Source organism: Sphingomonas sp. M1A8_2b, from assembly GCF_053345535.1.
The window spans coordinates 697,426-717,771 of sequence record NZ_JBKFAH010000002.1 but is presented as its reverse complement, the minus strand read 5'-3'; the positions used below and the strand labels follow the sequence as shown (position 1 = coordinate 717,771).

Below are 20,346 nucleotides of genomic sequence, written 5' to 3'. Positions count from 1 at the left end.
GGCAACGCCGCCCCGCGGGTCCTATGCCGCGCTCCCGTCAGACGATCTTTTCGAGCGGCTGGTTCGGGTGATCGGCATACGCACGGAAGCGCGCCGCGCTGCCTTGCGTGTAGGGCTTGGCGAACACCGTCGACACCGTAACCGAATCGCCGGTCGCATGCTCCGGCGTCAGCGTCAGCAGCGTGAAGCCCTTCAAATCCTGGTCGCAGAACCGGACTTCGCCCTTGTTGGCGTCGGCGATGAGCGTGCCGATACCGGGCAGCAGCGAGCCATAGGACGGGCTGGTGATCGCGGTGCAGCCGAACTCCGCGGCGACCAGTTTGCCCGAGGCATCGTGCAGGTCGTTCGCCCATGCCGCGTGGCTGTCGCCCGACAGCACGATCGGCCGCGACTTCGCGCGCTGGAACGCCGCGTAGAGGCGCTCGCGGGCGGGCGGATACCCATCCCAGCTGTCGAACCCGAACGGCAGGCCGGCACGGTACGAGGCGACGCTCGCGGTCAGCCGCTCGCGCCACATTGCGGGCAGCTTCGCCATCGTCTCGGCGAACTTCACCGGCCCCAGCTGGCGTTCCATGTCGGGCCCTGCGACCTTCGCCATTACCACCTGGTTGCCGAGCACCTGCCACGGCTTGCCCGCCGCGACCGAGCTCGCCATCGTCTTCTCGACCCAGGCGAGCTGCGCCGGGCCGAGCAGTTCGCGATCCGTCCGCGCGCGCTCGGCGAGCATCGGTGCGTATTCGGCCTGCGTGATCTCTTCGCCCTTCGACACCACCTGGTGACTGCGTGCGAGCAGCCGGGTCTCGACCATCACCAGCGTCGCGAGATCGCCGAACTCGAAGCTGCGGTTGATCGCCGCCCAGGGCTGGCCCGGCTTGGGATCGCGGATCGGCATCCATTCGAAATAGGCCTGCATCGCCGCCGCTTTCCGCGCATCCCAGTCGCCTTCGGTCTTGGGATCGTGGTTCTCGGCGCCGTGCATCCAGTCGTCGTTGGCGACCTCGTGATCGTCCCACACGCAGATGAACGCGGCGCGGGCGTGTGCAGCCTGCATGTCGACGTCGCGCTTCACCTGCGCATGACGCATGCGGTAGTCGGCGAGGCTCACGATCTCGTGGCGCGGCTCGACCAGGCGATCGATCTTCTTGGCGATGTCCGCGCCGTAACCGTCGACGCCGTATTCATAGATATAGTCGCCGAGGTGCAACACCGTGTCGACGCGGTCGAGCTTGGCGATCGCGTCATAGGCGTTGAACAGCCCGCCTGCGTAGAGCTGGCACGAGACGACCGCCATCACGACATCGGCGACCTTGCCCTTGGGTAGCGTGCGGAACCGACCGACCGGCGAGCGCGTGCCGTCGGCGGCGTCGAACCAGTAGCGATACTCGCGGCCCGGCTGGAGCCCGGTCGCCTCGATCTTGGCGGTGAAGTCGCGCGCGGCGCGGGCCTTGACGCTGCCTGAGCGGAGCGGCTTGCCGCCTTCTGTTTCGGCGACGTGCCACGTCAGCGCGATGTCGCCCGCTTGGCTCACCTCGACGGGCGTCGCGCGGGTCCACAGGATGGCACCGTCGAGCGAAGGATCGCCGCTCGCGACGCCGTGGTCGAAGCGCACCTTGGCTGCGCCGGCTGCGTGCGTCGCGGCCGAGGGCAGCGCGAGCGTCGCACCGGTACCGGCGAGTTTCAGCGCAGTCTTCAAAGCATCGCGGCGGTTGATCGTCATTGAACAGGGCTTTCGTTATTAGTCACCGCCGCGTTAGGCGCACTCCGCTACACTCCGGTGGCAACCCTGTGACAGTGGTGTGACTGGACTGTCATCTTGCTTTCATGAAGAGGCCGTTTAACCGTCATGTTGGCCGACTAGTGCCGTCCCACGAATACGGGGGACACAATGATACGCATATTTACGCGGCTCGCTATCGCGACGCTCGCCACGACCTGCTCGACCGCGGCGCTGGCCCAGGCGACAACGGAGTCCGGAACCCAGCCCGGCACGGAAACCACGGCTCCCACCACCCCGAACGACGAGATCGTCGTCACCGCGCAGAAGCGCGAACAGCGGATCGCCGACGTGCCTGTCACCGTTACCGCGATCACCGGCGCGAAGATGGCGTCGATCGGCGTCAATTCGCTGAGCGAAGTCGCCGCGTACATTCCCGGTCTGCAGATCCAGGAGCAGAGCGCGAACAACCCGGGCTTCGTGATCCGCGGCATCACCTCGGACAACGGCTCGTCGCAGCAGGGCGCGCGCGTCACGCTGTATTACAACGGCATCGACATCAGCCGGTCGCGCGGCGCCTATCAGGACCTGTTCGATCTCGAGCGGATCGAGGTCGTGAAGGGGCCGCAGGCGACGTTGTTCGGCACCGCCGCGGCGGTCGGCGCGATCAGCGTCATCTCGGCGAAACCGCAGCCCGGTGTGTCGGGCGCGATCAACGGATCATACGGCAATTTCAACCGCACGCAGGTGTCGGGCTTCCTCAACGCCGGCAACGACGTACTCGCCGGGCGGATCGCGTTCGCCTACAAGTACCGCGACGGATACGTTCGCAACATCGCCGGCGATCCGAACGTGCCGAACCAGAACCAGGGCGGCGTCGATCAGGACGATCTGAACGGCCAGGACCAGCGCGGCCTGCGCGGTTCGCTGCGCTATCGCCCGAGCGACAGCATCACCGCCGATCTCGTCCTGACCTATGACGGCCAGCGCAACCCCGGCACAGCGTTCAAGAGCCGCGCGCATGCCCCGACCGGCGGGCAGACCGGCGATTACGGCTACGCCGAACTCTCGGGCTCGCCGTACAGCGAAGCCGTGCTCGGCGCGCGCAAGCTCGGGCTCAAGCGCAACGTCTATGACGCCAATCTGACGATCACAGCGGACCTGTCACCGGGGATCACCTTCACCACCGTCAACGGTTATCGCCGGTTCGATTCGAACGAGGTGTTCGATGCCGATGGTGGCCCTGCGGCGTATCTGGAGTTCGCCGAGGACGCCAAGGGCGACCAGTGGAGCCACGAGAGCCGCTTCGCCTTCGAAGGGCCGAAATACCGCGCCTCGGTCGGCTGGAACGCGTTTTTCGAAAATGGCTATCAGCGCGTCCCGTTCGCGACCGAAGAGGGCACGTATCTCGCGTGCTCGGTCGCGGCCGCCTACGCGCCGATCCGCGCGGCGCTCAACGGTGCCGGCATCGCCACAGGTACGTCCTGCGTTGCACCGAACGGTACGATCCCGGCGACGCGGGCGACCGCGGCGCTCACCGGTGGCCGTGCAACCGCAATACCTTACGCCTCGGTGTTCACCAACTACGGCAACAACGACACCTATTCGGTGTTCGCCGACGCGACCTACATCCCGGTACCCGCGCTCGAACTGACCGCCGGTGCGCGCATCCTGATCGAGGATCGCCAGTCGGGCTATGCGTCGGTCCAGCCGAACTCGGTGATCCTCGCGGCGCTCGGCATTCGCACCAGCCTGCTCGGCACCGCGAACACCAACGGCAACAAGTTCGTCGCCGAGAAGAGCTTCACCGCGATCCTCCCGCGCTTCAACGCGCTGCTGAAGCTCAACGACGACGTCAATCTCTACGCGACGATCAGCAAGGGGCGCCGCTCGCCGGTCGTCCAACTCGCCGCGCAGAACACCGCGTTCGGGGTCGGTCCGAATTTGCAGGTCGTGCCGCAGGAAAACGTCTGGAACTATGAGGGCGGAATCAAGGGTCGCGTCGGGCCATTCACCGGTGCGGCGTCGGTATTCTACCAGACCTATGACGGCTTCCAGGTATCGATCACCAACAACGGCGTCACCACCACGCAGAGCGCCGGATCCGCCAAGAACCTGGGCGTCGAGCTCGAAGGCAATCTGAAACTCGCCTCGTATCTCTCTGCCTTCGCGACATTTGCCTATATCGATGGCGGCATCGGTGACGAGGCGGCGAACGGCGTGTTCGCGGGCAATCGCTTCCGCCTTCAGCCGGAGACGACCGCATCGGGCGGCCTCATGCTGCGCCTGCCGGTCGGTGGTGCGACGCTCTACGCGACGCCGAGCATCAACTACCGGACCAAGGTGTTCTTCGAGCTCCCGAACAGCCAGGCGGTCAGCACGCCGGGCTACACGCTCGTCAACGCGCGCGCCGGGCTCGAGTTCGCGGAAGGCCGCTACAGCGTCGGCGGCTTCGTCCGCAACGCGACCAACAAGCGCTATCTGATCGACGCGGGCAACACCGGTGGGGGCTTCGGCATCCCGACCTACATCGCCGGCGAACCGCGCTTCTACGGCATCGAGCTGGGCGCGAAGTTCTGATCCGCACTTGCACGACGACTGCGACGACACTTTTCCGGGGGGACCATCCATGACGTTCGAAACCATCTATACCGACGGCGATATCGACACCAATCCGACCGCCAACCCCCATCTCAACGACCTGATCGAGGTGCGCTATTCGCGTCGCCAGACCTTGATGGGTGGCATGTCGGCCACCGCCGCGGCGGTGTTCGGCGGCATGCTGCTGACCGGCTGCGACGACGACAAGGACAGCGGCGCGAGCCCCGTGACGGTCACCGCGACCGCCGGCGGCAGCTCGTCCGCCGGGCGTGTCGCGACCCTGACTGGTGCCGCGATCGGCCAGGTCGACAGCGTCAGCTGGACGCAGACCGCGGGCCCGAGCGTCACGCTGGCCGGCGCGACCACGACCGTCGCGACGTTCGTCGTACCTGGCGCCGCCGCCGGCACGGTGCTGAGCTTCCTGTTCACCGCGACGTCGGCACGCGGTTCGGTCACCGCGACAACCAGCGTAACCGTCGGTGCCGCCTCGCTCGGCTTCACCGCCGTTGCGAAGAGCTTAGCCGACGTCGTCGCGGTGCCGACCGGCTATGCCGTCACCGTGCTCTACCGGCTCGGCGATCCGATCGGCAGTGGCGTCGCGGCCTATGCCAATGACGGCAGCGACACGACGTTCTCGAAGCGCGCCGGCGATCACCACGACGGCATGAGCTATTTCGGCCTGTCGACCGCTGGCACGCCCGATCCGGACGGCAACACGCGCGGTCTGCTCGCGCTCAACCACGAGAACATCACGCAGGCCTATCTGCATCCGAATGGCCCGACCACGACCGGTGGCGTCCGCCCAGAAGCCGAGGCCCTGAAGGAGATGGAGTGCCACGGCGTGTCGGTGATCGAGGTCAGCCGCGCGAGTGCGTGGAGCTACGTCGCCACCTCGTCGTTCAACCGCCGTATCACGCCGCTGACACCGACGAGCTTCTCGGGGCCGGTGCGCGGTGCCGACAGCCTCAAGACGCGCTACTCGCCCGACGCCACCGCAGGTCGGGGCACGATCAATAATTGTGCAAACGGCACAATGCCTTGGCACACATACCTCACGAACGAAGAGAACTGGGTCGGCTATTTCAAGCGCGAAGTCGGTGACGCCGCGCGGCGTGCGGCGACCGGCGCGGTCGGCGTGAAGGCCAACACCTCGCTGACCCGCTACGGCAAGTCCGAGAGCAACACCGGCGGCAATTACGGGTGGTCGACGGTCAAGCCGGCGGATACGACCAGCACGGTCTATTCGCGCTGGAACATTACCGCGCAAGCCGGCGCGCCAGCCGACGGCACCGGCGATTTCCGCAACGAGATCTTCCAGTACGGCTGGGTGGTCGAGATCGACCCGTTCGATCCCGCCTCGACTCCGCGCAAGCGCACTGCGCTGGGCCGGATGAACCACGAGGGGTGCCAGATCGGCCGGACGATCGCGGGTGTGAAGCCGGCGTTCTACATGGGCGACGACGCGCAGAACGAGTATATCTACAAGTTCGTATCGGCCACCCCGTGGTCTGCGGCGGATGCTAGCGCGGCGAACCGCTTGGCGATCGGCGACAAGTATCTCGATACGGGAACGCTTTATGTGGCGAAGTTCGCGCCGGATGGCAGCGGGCAGTGGTTGCCGCTGGTGTTCGGCCAAGGGCCCCTCACCTCCGCCAATGCGGCCTATCCGTTCGCCAGCCAGGTCGACGTGCTGATCAACACGCGGCTTGCTGCCGATGCGTTGGGTGCGACGCGGATGGATCGGCCGGAGTGGACCGCGGTCAATCCGGCGACCGGCGAGATGTACTGCACGCTCACCAACAACTCATCGCGCACCGTTGCGACCGCGGACGCGCCCAACCCGCGCGCCTATGTCGATCCGAAGACCACCGGCGGACAAACTACCGGCAATGCGAACGGGCACATCATTCGCCTGCGCGAGACCGGCGATACATCCGAGGCGACGACCTTCGCCTGGGACATCTATGCTTTCGGCGCGGGCTCCGATCTGGATGCGACCAACATCAACCTGTCGGGCCTCGACGCGACCAACGACTTCTCGTCGCCGGACGGCCTGTGGTTCGGTTTGCCGAGCAACGCCTCGGGGACGATCGCGCCGGTGATGTGGATCGAGACCGACGATGGCGCGTACACCGACGTCACCAACTGCATGCTGCTCGCCTCGGTGCCGGGGATCGTCAACGATGGCGGCACACGGACGGTGACGAACACGATCGGTGCCGCGACCGGTTCGGTTACCACGCGGGTCGGCAAGGCACCGGGGGCGGCGCTGCGGCGCTTCCTGGTCGGACCGAAGGAGTGCGAGATCACCGGCATCCACTCGACGCCGGATGGGCGGTCGCTGTTCGTGAACATCCAGCATCCGGGTGAGAATGGCGGGCCGACGAACATTACGAGCAGCTGGCCGGCGAACCAGGCGGGTGCGGTGACGACACCGTCGCGACCGAGGTCGGCGACGATCGTGATCACGAAGACGGACGGGGGTGTGGTGGGGCTTTAAGCTTCGGGTCGCTCACGATCCTCCCCCGCTAGGGGGGCACCGAAGGTGACGGAGGGGGAGGATACGGAACCTACGTTTCCCCTCCCTCCCCCTCCGTCTGGCATGCGCCAGCCACCTCCCCCTGGCGGGGGAGGATTGTAAGGTTCCTCGCCCCATGGGGCGTGCCCCGTACCGTACCGTACCGTACCGTACCGTACCGTACCGCCCCGGCGGAGGCCGGGGTCCAATTGGGAGACGTTGCTGATTGGCGCTGCGCGTCGTTACCTCGACCTTGCCAATTGGGCCCCGGCCTTCGCCGGGGTGGTGCAGTGCCGCAGGATGCCATCGTTTCAGTTGGTTGGCGCTCATTCCTCACGAACAGCCACAGGTGTCAGACCGACCCGTCCGGAATTCGTGCGAGCGCTTCCTGCTCGATCTTCTCCAGTTCATCCCGCGTCTGGACGATCGCCTCGCGTTGCGCGTCGAGCAGATCGATCCGCTGGCGACAGCGTTCCGCCAGCGCGCGCATCTGCTCCACATGCTGCGGGTCGGCGTCGTAGAGGTCGAGGAACTCCTCGATGTCGCGCAGTGTGAAACCGAGACGTTTACCGCGCAGGATCAACTGCATCCGTGCGACTTCGCGCCGCGTGTAGACTCGCGTCGTGCCGATCCGACAGGGCTCGATCAGCCCCTTGTCCTCGTAGAACCTGAGCGTCCGCGCGCTCACGCCGAGCATGCGCGAGACCTCCTGTATGCCGGTAAGATCGTCCTGTCGGTCGTTCACGCGTTCACTCCCCTCGCCTCCGCCGCTGCGGCCTTTGCGGCCTCTTCTGCGACAAGTTCCTTTTTGGATAACTTGCCGATCAGCGTCTTGGGGAGACTGTCGCGGATTTCGACCTCGCGGGGAAGCTCGATCTTACTGATCTTGTCGCGGAGAAAATCGCGCAGTTCGAGCGGGGTAGCGACCGCGCCTTCGGCCAGCACGACGAACGCCTTGGGAGCTTGCCCGCGGTATTTGTCGGGCACGCCGATCACGACCGCTTCGAGCACCGCGGGGTGTTCGTACAGCGCTTCCTCGATCACGCGCGGATAGACGTTGTAGCCGCCGGCGAGGATCAGGTCCTTGATCCGGTCGACGATGAACAGATAGCCGTCCGCGTCGAGGTGGCCCACGTCGCCAGTCCGTAGTGCGCCGTCCGCGAACAGCTCGGCGGTGGCAGCAGGCTTGTGCCAATAGCCCTGCGTGATCTGAGGGCCGCGGGCGCAAATCTCGCCATTCTCGCCGATCGGCAGCAGCCGGGTCGGGTCCTCGCGGTCGCGGATCTCGATCGTCGTGCCGGGGAACGGCAAGCCCGCGGAGCCCGGCTTGTTGATGCCATCGATCGGATTGCAGGTGATGATCGGCGAGGCTTCGGACAGGCCATAGCCCTCGACGAGCTTGGCGCCGGTCGCGGCCTCGAACGCGGTGCGGACCTCGGCGGGGAGCGGCGCGCCCCCCGAGATGCACGCGTGGATAGAGGATAGGTCGATCTTTTGCGTCTCGGCGGCGGTGGTGATCGCCGCGTAGATCGTCGGCACCGCGGGGAAATAGCTCGGCTTGGTGCGGTCTATCGTCTTGAGTAGCTGACCGAGCTCGAAGCGCGGCATAAGGATCATTTCTGCGCCCGCGCGGATCGAATAGGTCAGCACGGTGGTCAGCGCGAAGACGTGGAACAGCGGCAGCGCGCCGAGCACGCGGTCCTGATGCGGCTGCTCGCCGCCGACGAACACCATCATCGCATCGGCGTTCGACACCAGATTCGCGTGGCTGAGCATCGCCGCCTTGGGCTCGCCGGTGGTGCCGCCGGTATATTGCAGCACCGCGACCTCGTCCGGCGTGACCATGACGGGGGTTGGCGCACCCTTTGCCTTCAGCAGCGAGTCGAACGTGCAGTGGTGCGCATCGCTCGGCGCATGGCCGATCTCGGCGCGCTTGAAGATGCGGTAGGCAATCGACTTCAGCGTCGGCAACGCACCCGCGATCGGGCAGGTGATGACGTGCTTCACCCTCATCTGCCCCGCGACCTTGAGGACGCGCGCGTGGATCTCCGAGATGTCGCAGGTGGCGATGATCGTCGCGCCCGAATCCTCGAGCAGATGCGCCAGCTCGCGCTCGACATAGAGCGGGTTGACGTTGACGACGATGCCGCCGGCCTTGAGGATCGCGAAGAACAGGATTGGGTAATAGGGCGTGTTCGGCAGGCATAGCGCGACGCGCGTCCCCTTCACGACGCCAAGATCCTGAAGCCCGCGGGCGGCCCGATCGACCGACTCGCCGAGCGCGGCATAGGTCAGCGTCCGACCCATGAAATCGAGCACGTTGCGCGACCCGAACCGACCCACCGACGTGTCGAGCATGTCGCCCAGCAGCCGCGGCTCGCCCAGCAACGGTACGCCGATCGCCTTGCCCCCGGAAGTGTCCTGCATCTCGCTCTCCATAAGATGGTGTGCGTAAGCCATATTGTCGGCCGCTTCACCTTGACGTAAAGGTGAGGTATCGCACCTTAAGGGTAACCCGCAAGCGTTAACCGGGTCGACCGCAATATGAGAGGATCATCGTGACCAACGTCGTCATCGCCGGGTACGCCCGTTCGCCGTTCCACCTCGCCGGCAAGGGCGATCTCGCCCGCGTCCGTCCGGACGATCTCGCCGCGCAGACGATTCGCGGGTTGCTCGACAAGACCGGCGTCGATCCGGCCGAGATCGAGGACATCATCCTCGGCTGCGCGTTCCCCGAGGGCGAGCAGGGCCTCAACGTCGCCAAGCTGATCGCGCAGATCGCCGACCTGCCGATCTCGGTCGGCGGGATGACGGTCAACCGGTTCTGCGGATCGTCGATGAGCGCGATCCACATCGCCTACGGCCAGATCGCGGTCGGTGCGGGCGAGGCGTTCATCTGCGCCGGGCTCGAATCGATGAGCCGCGTGCCGATGGGTGGCTACAACCCCCTCCCCAACCCCGCGCTCGCGAAGAAGAGCGCCGGCGCGTACATGGGCATGGGCGAGACCGCCGAGAACGTCGCGCGGCAGTACCAGATCACGCGCGCCGAGCAGGACGCGTTCGCGGTGAAGAGCCAGGATAAGGCCGCCGCGGCGCGCGCCGATGGCCGCTTGTCCGACGAGATCGTGACGATCCAGACCAAGGCGGGCCCGGTCAGCCAGGACGGCACGATCCGCGCCGGTACGACGACCGAAGCGCTCGCCGGCCTGAAGCCCGCGTTCAGCGCGGATGGTTCGGTGACCGCTGGCACCTCGTCGCCGCTGACCGATGGTGCATCGGCAGTGCTGGTCACCTCGGAGGAGTTCGCGAAGAAGCACGGGCTGACGATCCTCGCGCGGATCAAGTCGATCGGCGTGTCGGGCTGCGCGCCCGAGACGATGGGGCTTGGCCCGATCGGCGCGTCTAAGAAGGCGCTGGAGCGTGCCGGCATCACCGTCGCCGACCTCGATGTGGTCGAGATCAACGAGGCGTTCGCGAGCCAGGCGATCGCCTGCATCCGCGACCTCGGGCTGAAGGACGAGACGATCAACCTCGATGGCGGCGCGATCGCGATCGGTCATCCGCTTGGCGCCACCGGCGCGCGGATCGTCGGCAAGGCGGCCTCGCTGCTGGCACGCGAGGGGGGCCGCTATGCGCTGGCGACCCAGTGCATCGGCGGCGGTCAGGGCATCGCGACGGTGCTGGAGCGCGCATGATGGTCGACGCTGTGACGAAGGTCTGCGTCATCGGCGCAGGCGTGATGGGCGCGGGTATTGCGGCGCAGGTCGCGAATGCCGGCATCCCGGTGCTGCTGCTCGACATCGTCCCCCGCGAAGGTGATGACCACGACGCAGTGGCCAAGGGCGCGGTCGCGAAGATGCTCAAGACCGACCCGGCGCCCTTCATGTCGAAGCGGGCGGCCAAGCTGGTCGAGACGGGCAACATCGACGATCACCTCGACCGGGTCGCCGAATGCGACTGGATCGTCGAGGCAATCGTCGAGCGGCTCGACATCAAGCAGGCGCTGTACGCGAAGCTCGAGGCGCTGAAGCGTCCAGGCACCGCGGTGTCGTCGAACACCTCGACGATCCCGCTCGGCAACCTCGTCGAGGGGCGCACGGACCAGTTCAAGGCCGACTTCCTCATCACGCACTTCTTCAACCCGCCGCGCTACATGCGGCTGGTCGAAATCGTCCGCGGTGAGCATACCGACGTCGCGGTCGCGGAGAAGGTCGAGGATTTCGTCGATCGCTTCATGGGCAAGCGGATCGTCCGCGCGAAGGACACGCCTGGCTTCATCGCCAACCGCATCGGCACCTACTGGCTGGCGATCGCGATCAACGCGGCGATGGATCAGGGGCTGACCGTAGAGGAAGCCGACCAGATCGGTGGCCGTCCGATGGGTGTGCCGAAGACGGGGATCTTTGGCCTGGTCGACCTCGTCGGCGTCGACCTGATGCCGTTGCTGTCGAAGAGCCTGTCCTCGACGCTGCCGGCTGGCGACCCGTATTTCGATACGGTGCGCGAGTTGCCGCTGGTCGACAAGATGATCGCGGAAGGGTTCACCGGCCGCAAGGGCAAAGGTGGGTTCTATCGCTTCGAAAAGGCGACGCGGACCAAGCTGTCGCTCGATCTCGCGACCGGCGAATATCGCCCCAAAGCCAAGCCGGCTGAACTCCCCGGCAAGACCGGCAAGGACCTCGCGGCGCTGATCGCGGAGCCGGGTAAGATCGGCACCTATGCGTGGTCGATCCTCGGCAACACGCTGTCCTATGCGGCGATGCTGGTCGGCGAGGCGGCGGACGATGTCGTCGCGATCGATGACGCGATGAAGCTCGGGTACAATTGGAAATACGGGCCGTTCGAGCTGATCGACCGGATGGGCCCCGGCGTGCTCGCCGCGCGCCTGGCCGAGGAAGGTCGCGACGTTCCTGCGATCCTGACGACCGCGGGCGATCGTCCGTTCTACCGTGTCGAGAACGGGCAGCGTCAGTATCTCACGGCTGGCGGCGAGTATGCTGACGTGCCGCGTGCGGACGGCGTCGAACTGCTGGAGGACATCAAGCTCCGCTCGCAGCCGATCCTTCAGAACCTGTCGGCGTCGCTCTGGGATGTCGGTGACGGCGTCGCCGCACTCGAATTCCACACCAAGATGAACGCGCTCGACGATCAGGTCGTGGCGCTCATCAACGAGGCGATCCCGGTCGTCCGCGAGCGTTTCAAGGCGCTGGTGGTGTATAACGAGGCGTCGAACTTCTCGGCAGGCGCGAACCTGGGCGCGGCGATGTTCGCGGTCGGGGCCGGCCTTTGGGACATGGTCGAGGCCAGCGTTGCGGGCGGGCAACAGGCGTACAAGGCGCTCAAATATGCGCCCTTCCCGGTCGTCAGCGCACCGGCCGGTCTCGCGCTCGGCGGCGGGTGCGAGATCCTGCTCCACTCCGACGCGGTGCAGGCGCATGCCGAGACCTATGCCGGCCTCGTCGAGTGCGGCGTGGGTCTCGTCCCCGGTTGGGGTGGCAATGGCGAGATGCTTGATCGCTGGACCAAGTCGGGCATGGTGCCGAAGGGCCCGATGCCGGTGCTGACCAAGGTGTTCCAGGCGGTCTCCACCGCGCAGGTCGCCAAGTCGGCGGCAGAGGCGAAGGAAATGATGATCCTGCGCAAGGACGACGGCATCACCATGAACCGCGACCGGTTGCTGGCGGATGCCAAGGCCAAGGCGTTGTCCCTGGTCGAGGGTTATGCGGCACCGGAGAAGCCGACCTTCCGCCTTGCCGGGGAGAGCGGCCGGACGGGGCTGAACATGGCGGTGGCGGACTTCCACAAGAAAAGCATGGCAACCGACTACGACCTCGTCGTCGCGGATCGTCTCGCCGAGGTGCTAACGGGTGGCGAGGCCGATCTGGTCGATACCGTGACCGAGGACCAGTTGCTCGACCTGGAACGCGCGGCGTTCATGGCGAGCGTCAAGGATCCGCGGACGCAGGCGCGGGTCGTTCACATGCTGCAAACCGGCAAGCCCCTGCGGAACTGACCCTGTTCCCCCGCGGAAGCGGGGGCCCAGGATCAAGCAGCGCTGCGTTCGTTACCCTGGGCCCCCGCCTGCGCGGGGGAACGACAAGTCCATGAACACTTTTTTACTCGCCGGAATCAGTAAGAAGACTTGACTTGTCTTCGTACAATTCTAATCGCAAACAATGATTGCCGTATACGGCAACAAGGTCGCGATAACGTCGACGGCCTGACGAGATTTTAACGACCGTACACATACGGCGTGCCCACATCCAAGGAGAGGATAGAAGATGTCCCTGTTGCTAGTCACTGCCCTGCTCGCCGGTGCGCCCGCTACCGCGGACACCGTCATCGGCCGCTGGAAGACCGAGACGCACAACGCCATCGTCGAGATCGCCCGCTGCGGCCCGTCGATCTGCGGCAAGATCCTTACCTCCGACGCGCTGCGTGCGAACCCTTCGATGAAGGACGCGAACAATTCCAACACCGCGCTGCGCAACCGCCCGATCCAGGGGATGCAGATGCTGAGCGGGTTCAAGCCCGACAAGGACGGCGTCTGGAGCAGCGGCCAAGTCTACAACGCCGAGGACGGCAAGACCTATAGCGGCAAGATCACCCCGCTCGGCGCGAACCAGCTGAAGCTGCGTGGCTGCGTGTTCTTCCCGCTCTGCAAGACCCAGACCTGGACGCGCGTGCGCTAAGGCGCGGCGCTTCCTCTTCGCTACCATCCGTCTCAATCAGTATAGCTTTCAGGATCTCGTCCATGACCTTGCGCACCAAAGCCCCGCTCCTCGCCGTCTCCGCCCTCGTCTCGGCGTTCGGGTTCGCCAGCACCGCCTATGCCGATGCCTTCTATCTCGAGGCGCAGTCCGCGCGTGGCGCCGGGCGCGCCTTCTCCGGCGAAGGCGCCGATACCGGCCCCTCGTCGCTGTGGTGGAACCCCGCCGCGATCGCCGGCATCCGCGATGGCAGCGCTGCGATCAGCGCCACCGCGATCCTGCCCAAGGGCGACGTGATCGACAACGGCACGCTTATCCGCCGTCCAGGGCAGGCCTTCGCCCCAGTCGGCGGCAACGGCACATCGCGCGATCCGATCAACAACGGGATCGTGCCGTCGGGCGCGGTCGCCTATCCGCTGACCGACCGGATCGCGATCGGCGTTTCGGTGACGTCGCCGTTCAGCTTCACGACGAACTACGAGAAGAACAGCTGGGCGCGCTACAGCGCGGACAAGACCCGGTTGCGGACGATCGACATCCAGCCGTCGATCGGCGTCGCGGTGACCGACTGGCTGCGCGTCGGTGGTGCACTGAACGTGGAATATACCGACGCCACCCTCAACAATGCGCTGCCCAACGTGTCGGCGGCGCTGCCGGACGGCTTCCAGCAGCTCAAGGGCGATGGCTGGGATTTCGGTTGGACCGCCGGCGTACAGCTGCATAACGACTTCGCCACCGTCGGCATCAGCTACAAGTCGAGCATCCGCCACAATCTGAAGGGGAGCCTCGACATCTCCGGGCTGGTCGGTCCGCTGGCGGGTTCGAACGTGTCGCTCGACGGCGCAAAAGCGAGCTTCAACACGCCGGGCCAGGTAATCGTCGCCGGCCGTGTCCGCGCCACCAATGCGCTGACGCTGAACGCACAGGTGGTGGCGTACAATTGGAGCAAGTTCGACACGATCGATCTCGGTGCGCCGCTGAACACCGCGATCCCCGAAAACTATCGCGACAGCTGGAGCCTTGCGGGCGGTTTCGATTATGACGTCACCCCCAAGGCGACGATCCGTGCCGGCATTCAGCGCACCAAGACGCCGACACAGGACGGTCTGCGCGACGCGCGCGTGCCCGACGCCAACCGCTGGACCTACGCCGCGGGCGGTTCGTACCAGCTGACCTCGCACATCGCGCTCGACGCGGCGGCGAGCTATGTCGACTTCGCCGATACGACGATCGACCGGGTAACCGCTGCCTATGCGGGAACCGCAGCGCAGACGCCGATCATCACCAACGGCTTCCTCCAGAACGCGCACGCGGTCGTGCTGTCGCTGGGTGGCCGGGTCACCTTCTAAACGCGGTCCGGCGCCCGATCCTCCCCCCTTTGCGGGGGAGGATTTTATACTTCGACCAGCCTCAGGCCTTCGGCATAGATGCGCTGCTTGGCCGCGTAGGCCGAAGCCGACATCTTCAGCGCAGCTATCGCCTCCGACGACAACTGCCGCACAGCCTTGGCCGGCGACCCGACGATCAGGCTGCCTGCGGGAAACACCTTCCCCTCCGTCACCAGCGCGTTCGCGCCGATCAGGCAATTCTCGCCGATCATCGCGTGGTTGAGGACCGTCGCGCCCATCCCGACCAGCACGTTGTCGCCGATCGTGCAGCCGTGGAGGATCGCGTGATGGCCGATCGTGCAGCCCTCGCCCACGGTCAGCGGCGCACCGGGATCCGAGTGCAGCATCGCGCCTTCCTGGATATTGGTCCGCGCACCGACCAGTATCGGCGTGTTGTCCGCGCGGATCACCGCCCCAAACCAGACGCTCGCACCCTCCCCCAGCCGTGCGTCGCCGATGACGTCGGCGGACGGCGCGACCCAGACGTCGTCGGCCAGCGTCGGTCGTTTACCCTCGATCGCGTAGAGTGGCATCAGGCGGCGTCCCTTTCCTTTGCCCGCGCGCGATACGCGTGGAGCAGTGGTTCGGTATAGCCGCTCGGCTGCGTGAGACCATCGAACACAAGCGCGCGGGCGGCCTGGAACGCGAGGCTCTCGTCCTCATGCCCTGCCATCGGCCGATACAGCGGATCGCCCGCATTCTGCGCATCGACCTTCGCCGCCATCCGCCGCAGCGCCGCATCCGCCTCGTCGGGCGTGGCGATGCCGTGGAGCAGCCAGTTCGCCATGTGCTGCGAACTGATCCGCAGCGTCGCGCGGTCCTCCATCAGGCCGGTGTCGTGGATGTCGGGCACCTTAGAACAGCCGACGCCCTGGTCGACCCAGCGCACGACATAGCCGAGGATGCCCTGCGCGTTGTTCTCCAACTCCTCGCGAACCTCGTCCGGCTGCCAATTGTGCCCGGTCGCGACGGGGATCGTCAGCAGCGCATCTAGCGGCTCGATCGGCTCGGCCTTGCGCTCCGCCTGCCGCGCGAACACGTCGATGCGGTGGTAATGCGTCGCGTGCAGCGTCGCCGCGGTCGGCGACGGCACCCAGGCAGTGTTGGCGCCGGTCATAGGATGCGCGATCTTCTGCTCGAGCATGTCCGCCATCCTGTCCGGCGCGGCCCACATGCCCTTGCCGATCTGCGCCCTGCCGCTGAGCCCGCAGGCGAGCCCGATCTGGACGTTGCGATCCTCATACGCCTTGATCCACGACGAGGCCTTCATGTCGCCCTTGCGGATCATCGGGCCCGCGCGCATCGACGTGTGCATCTCGTCGCCGGTGCGATCGAGGAAGCCGGTGTTGATGAACACCACCCGGTCCTTCACCGCGGCGATGCAGGCGGCGAGATTGGCCGACGTGCGCCGCTCCTCGTCCATCACGCCGACCTTGATCGTGTGGGGCGAGAGGCCGAGCAGGTCCTCGATCGCATCGAACAACCGGTTGGTGAAGGCGGCTTCGTCGGGGCCGTGCATCTTCGGCTTGACGATGTAGATCGAGCCCGCGCGGCTGTTGCGGATCGGGCCCGTGCTCTTGAGGTCGTGCAGCCCGATCAGCGACGTGACGATGCCGTCGAGGATTCCCTCGGGCGCCTCTTGGCCGTCGGCGAGCAGGATCGCGGGGGTCGTCATCAGGTGGCCGACGTTGCGGACGAACATCAGGCTGCGGCCGGGCAGCGTGAAGGCGCTGCCATCGGGGGCGGCATACTGCCTGTCGGGTTCGAGAGACCGCGTGACCGTACGGCCGCCCTTGTCGAAGCTGGCGGCCAGGTCGCCCTTCATTAGGCCGAGCCAGTTGGCGTAGGCGGCGACCTTGTCCTCGGCATCGACAGCGGCGATCGAATCCTCGAGATCCGCGATCGTGCTCAGCGCGGATTCGAGGACGACGTCGGCGAGATTTGCAGGATCGTCGCGCCCGATCGGATGCTGAGGATCGATCACCAGTTCAATGTGCAGGCCGTTGTGACGCAACAGGATATTGGCGACAGCATGCCCGACGAGCTGGCTCGGCTCGGCAAGTTGAGGCGTGCCACCGGTCCAGTCGCTCCACGACCCGCTCGCTAGCGGCACAGCGTCATCGAGAAATGCCTTGGCCCAGGCAATAACCTGCGCGCCTCGGGCGGCGTCATAGCCCTTGCCGGACGCCGCGCCAGGGATCGCGTCGGTGCCGTAGAGCGCGTCGTACAGGCTTCCCCAGCGCGCGTTCGCGGCGTTGAGCAGGAAGCGCGCGTTGAGGATCGGCACCACCAACTGCGCACCGGCGAGCGAGGCGACCTCTGCATCGACGTTGGTCGGCGCGACCGCGAACGGCGCTGGCTCGTCGACCAGATAACCGATCTCGCGCAGGAATGCCTGGTACTCGGGCTGGTCGATCGGTTTGCCCGCGCGGGCTTCGTGCCACGCATCGATCTTCGCCTGGAGGTCGTCACGGACTGCGAGCAGCGCGGCGTTCTCCGGCGCGAACCTGCCGTAGATGTCGGACACGCCCTGCCAGAACGAGGGCGCCTCAAGGCCCGTGCCCGGCAGCGCCTGCGTCTCGATGAAGTCCACCAGCGATGCGGCGATCTTCAGACCCGCCCGATTCTGATAGCTGTCGATCATCTCGGCCATGCTGCTCTCCTATGCTCTGCGAGCACGATAGACGTCCGCCACCTTCGCCACTAGACACTATAAACCGAAAGCTGTTGATCGCCTGGAGAACGAATGGACCCCGACATCGTCCTCTTCGCCGAGGTCGTCCGCACCGCCAGCCTCAGCGCGGCGGGGCGATCGCTCGGCATCTCGCCGGCAATGGTGTCGAAACGGATCGCGCGGCTGGAAGCGCGGCTCGGCGTGCGGTTGCTCAACCGGACCACGCGGCGGCTCGAACTGACCGCTCGGGGGGCGGCGTATCACCGCGACATGGTAGAGATCCTCGCCGCGATCCGCGACGCCGAGGCGCGCGTGTCCGACCGCGCCGAGACGCCGGCGGGGCCGCTGCGGGTCAGCGCGCCGACCTCGTTCGGCCGTCTCCATATTGCGCCGCATCTGAAGCCGTTTCTCGACGCGCATCCTGCGATCGAACTCGACCTCGATCTGTCCGACGGTTTTGCCGACGTAATCGGCGACCGGCTCGACCTCGCCATCCGGATCGCGCCTGCCGTGCCGCCGAGCCTGACCGGCTATCGCCTCGCCGACAGCCGCCGCGTCCTCTGCGCCGCGCCGGACTACGTTGCGCCAAACGACGCAGCCGACCTCACGAAGCACCGCCTGCTCGCGGCAAAAGGCCAGATGCCGTGGCGGCTTACCGGACCGGACGGCGACGTCACGATCGACCGCCCCAGCTACGTCGCGACCAATTCCAGCGAAGTCGTCCGCGAACTCACGCTGGCAGGCGTCGGCATCGCGCTGCGCTCGCTATGGGATGTCAGCGCGGACCTTTCGAGCGGCCGCCTCGTCCGCATCCTGCCGGAACTGGCCGGGTCTGCGGACGTGGGAATTTATGCAGTCCATGCGCGCGGGCCGGTGTCGTCCGGTACCACCGCGCTGCTCGATTACCTGCGTGGTCTCTGGTCGCCGACGCCGCCGTGGGAGTCCTGAACGAGGTTGATCGTCACCGCATCGATCCGTCTCAGCATCGCGACGAACTGCTCGACCTCCGCGCCTGAGAACCCGGCAAAGATCCGCCGCTCCAGATCGAGCGCCTTCGGTGCGACTGACGCATAGAGCGTGTGGCCGTCGTCCGTGAGTCGCAGCAGATGCGATCGCCGATCTTCCGGGTTCGCATGCCGTTGCATAAGCCCGCGCTCGACCAAAGCGATCGCCGCGCGGCTCACCGTGACCTTGTCCATCCGCGTCTGCTGCCCGACCTGCTGCTGCGTGATCCCGCCGGCCTCTGCGACCACCGTGACCAGTCGCCACTCGGGGATCGTCAACCCGAACAACGCTTCGTACGTGTCCGCCACCGCCTCGCTGACGAGGTTCGAGGTGATCGACAGGCGATACGGGATGAAATCGTCCAGGACGAGTGCGCGGTCAGCCATGTTGAAATCGTAACGATTGACACCAGTTGTTCAACCCGCCAGATTGGTAACAACGGATACCATTCTAAGGATCGAGTCATGGACCATATGCCCCATTCTGATCATATGGACGTAAACCCGATGGGTCTCGACGGGTTCGAGTTCGCCGAGTTCACCTCGCCCGATCCCGACCGGATGGCAGCGCAGTTCGAGCAGTTCGGCTTCGTCGCCGCCTCGACCCATCCGACCAAGGCCGTCACGCGCTACAAGCAGGGCCGCATCAACCTGTTGCTCAACCGCGAGGACGGCGGCCACGCGGCGGAGTTTCGCGCTGCGCATGGTCCGTCCGCGAGCGGCATGGCGTTCCGCGTCCATGATGCCAAGGAAGCCTTCGACGCGGCGCTCGCACGCGGCGCCAAGGCGGCCGATGCCAGCACGGGTGCGCTCGGCGAGGGCAGCTATGTGCTCGAAGGAATCGGCGGTTCGCTGCTGTATCTCGTCGACAAGCATGGCGCAGCCGGCAGCCTGTACGACGACTGGAACGCGGTTCCGGGCGCGGCCGAAGCCGAGGCTGAGAACAATGTCGGGCTCGACCTGCTCGATCACCTCACGCACAATGTGAAGCGTGGCCAGATGCGGACCTGGGCCGAGTTCTACGGCCAGATCTTCGGCTTCGAGGAGCAGAAGTATTTCGACATCAAGGGCAAGGCGACCGGCCTGTTCAGCCAGGCGATGATCGCGCCCGACCGTGCGATCCGCATCCCGCTCAACGAGAGCCAGGACGACAAGAGCCAGATCGAGGAATTCATCAAGGATTACAACGGCGAGGGCATCCAGCATCTGGCACTGACGACCGACGACATCTTCGAGACGGTCGAGAAGCTGCGCGCACGCGGCGTCAAGCTGCAGGACACGATCGAGACCTATTACGAGCTGGTCGACAAGCGCGTGCCGAATCATGGCCACGACTTGGAGCGCCTGCGCCGCAACCGCATCCTGATCGACGGCAATGTCGGCGAGGAGGGACTGCTGCTGCAGATCTTCACCGAGAACATGTTCGGGCCGATCTTCTTCGAGATCATCCAGCGCAAGGGGAATGAAGGCTTCGGCAACGGTAATTTCCAGGCTTTGTACGAGAGCATCGAGCTCGACCAGATCCGCCGCGGGGTGATCACGGTCGACGCGTGAGTGCTTAAACCCTCTCCCCTTGGGGAGAGGGAAGGCGCGCCAGCGCCGAGGGTGAGGGCACGGGGTGAGGCCAGCACGTGCCTTCACCCTTCCGCCGCGTAAGCGCGCGTCTCCCTCCCTCTCCCCCGAGGGGAGAGGGCAAATAAGAGTTTGAACGGCCGGCGGTTCGGGCGTTGATCGGAA

General features: G+C 66.0%; 14 protein-coding genes. 8 read left to right on the top strand and 6 right to left on the bottom strand.

From position 1 onward, the window contains the following. Positions 1-37 precede the first annotated feature (37 nt). Complete coding sequence (locus ACLBWL_RS11415; protein ID WP_447793082.1) at positions 38-1,717, bottom strand: alkaline phosphatase D family protein; 1,680 nt, start codon at positions 1,715-1,717, stop codon at positions 38-40. 168 nt (positions 1,718-1,885) lie between these two features. Between ACLBWL_RS11415 and ACLBWL_RS11410 the strand changes: the two genes are divergently transcribed. Together ACLBWL_RS11410 and ACLBWL_RS11405 are read left to right on the top strand one after the other, a co-directional pair. Continuing rightward, complete coding sequence (locus ACLBWL_RS11410) at positions 1,886-4,294, top strand: TonB-dependent receptor (RefSeq protein ID WP_447793080.1); 2,409 nt, start codon at positions 1,886-1,888, stop codon at positions 4,292-4,294. A gap of 49 nt (positions 4,295-4,343) precedes the next feature. Next, entirely contained in the window at positions 4,344-6,815 is a 2,472-nt protein-coding gene (locus ACLBWL_RS11405; protein ID WP_447793078.1) for an alkaline phosphatase PhoX, read from the top strand. 370 nt (positions 6,816-7,185) lie between these two features. Here the strand turns inward: ACLBWL_RS11405 and ACLBWL_RS11400 are convergent, their stop codons facing one another. Both ACLBWL_RS11400 and ACLBWL_RS11395 read right to left on the bottom strand, forming a co-directional pair. Next, positions 7,186-7,578 carry a MerR family transcriptional regulator gene (locus ACLBWL_RS11400; protein ID WP_132896441.1) on the bottom strand — a complete coding sequence of 131 codons (393 nt, stop codon included), beginning with the start codon at positions 7,576-7,578 and terminating at the stop codon, positions 7,186-7,188. Beyond that, positions 7,575-9,260 (bottom strand): long-chain-fatty-acid--CoA ligase, encoded by a 1,686-nt coding sequence (locus ACLBWL_RS11395; RefSeq protein ID WP_447793075.1) that lies wholly within the window; start codon positions 9,258-9,260, stop codon positions 7,575-7,577. Before ACLBWL_RS11395 ends, ACLBWL_RS11400 begins: the two co-directional genes overlap by 4 nt. Before the next feature lie 131 nt (positions 9,261-9,391). Here ACLBWL_RS11395 and ACLBWL_RS11390 point away from each other — a divergent pair, with 131 nt between their 5' ends. The 4 genes from ACLBWL_RS11390 to ACLBWL_RS11375 all read left to right on the top strand — a co-directional run bounded on the left by ACLBWL_RS11390 (position 9,392) and on the right by ACLBWL_RS11375 (position 14,892). After that, positions 9,392-10,528: a thiolase family protein gene (locus tag ACLBWL_RS11390; protein ID WP_447793073.1), complete on the top strand. Its 1,137-nt coding sequence runs from the start codon at positions 9,392-9,394 to the stop codon at positions 10,526-10,528. Beyond that, positions 10,528-12,846, top strand: a complete 2,319-nt coding sequence (locus tag ACLBWL_RS11385; RefSeq protein ID WP_447793494.1) for a 3-hydroxyacyl-CoA dehydrogenase NAD-binding domain-containing protein — start codon at positions 10,528-10,530, stop codon at positions 12,844-12,846. Before ACLBWL_RS11390 ends, ACLBWL_RS11385 begins: the two co-directional genes overlap by 1 nt. Positions 12,847-13,114: 268 nt before the next feature. Then, the gene (locus tag ACLBWL_RS11380; RefSeq protein WP_447793071.1) at positions 13,115-13,525 is read left to right on the top strand and encodes a DUF2147 domain-containing protein; all 411 of its coding nucleotides are present in this window, start codon (positions 13,115-13,117) and stop codon (positions 13,523-13,525) included. 62 nt (positions 13,526-13,587) lie between these two features. Continuing rightward, the gene (locus tag ACLBWL_RS11375) at positions 13,588-14,892 is read left to right on the top strand and encodes an OmpP1/FadL family transporter (RefSeq protein WP_447793069.1); all 1,305 of its coding nucleotides are present in this window, start codon (positions 13,588-13,590) and stop codon (positions 14,890-14,892) included. Between the two features lie 44 nt (positions 14,893-14,936). Here ACLBWL_RS11375 and ACLBWL_RS11370 read toward each other — a convergent pair whose 3' ends face one another. After that, positions 14,937-15,464 carry a gamma carbonic anhydrase family protein gene (locus ACLBWL_RS11370; protein ID WP_447793067.1) on the bottom strand — a complete coding sequence of 176 codons (528 nt, stop codon included), beginning with the start codon at positions 15,462-15,464 and terminating at the stop codon, positions 14,937-14,939. Continuing rightward, positions 15,464-17,584, bottom strand: coding sequence for a malate synthase G (locus ACLBWL_RS11365; RefSeq protein ID WP_447793066.1), 2,121 nt, complete (start codon positions 17,582-17,584; stop codon positions 15,464-15,466). Before ACLBWL_RS11365 ends, ACLBWL_RS11370 begins: the two co-directional genes overlap by 1 nt. A gap of 93 nt (positions 17,585-17,677) precedes the next feature. Here ACLBWL_RS11365 and ACLBWL_RS11360 point away from each other — a divergent pair, with 93 nt between their 5' ends. Continuing rightward, the gene (locus ACLBWL_RS11360) at positions 17,678-18,553 is read left to right on the top strand and encodes a LysR family transcriptional regulator (RefSeq protein WP_447793064.1); all 876 of its coding nucleotides are present in this window, start codon (positions 17,678-17,680) and stop codon (positions 18,551-18,553) included. Here the strand turns inward: ACLBWL_RS11360 and ACLBWL_RS11355 are convergent. Further along, entirely contained in the window at positions 18,508-18,996 is a 489-nt protein-coding gene (locus ACLBWL_RS11355; RefSeq protein WP_447793062.1) for a MarR family winged helix-turn-helix transcriptional regulator, read from the bottom strand. The two genes, ACLBWL_RS11360 and ACLBWL_RS11355, sit on opposite strands and share 46 nt — an antisense overlap. 78 nt (positions 18,997-19,074) lie before the next feature. Here ACLBWL_RS11355 and hppD point away from each other — a divergent pair, with 78 nt between their 5' ends. After that, the gene (gene hppD, locus ACLBWL_RS11350; protein ID WP_447793060.1) at positions 19,075-20,163 is read left to right on the top strand and encodes a 4-hydroxyphenylpyruvate dioxygenase; all 1,089 of its coding nucleotides are present in this window, start codon (positions 19,075-19,077) and stop codon (positions 20,161-20,163) included. The last annotated feature ends 183 nt before the right edge of the window (positions 20,164-20,346 follow it).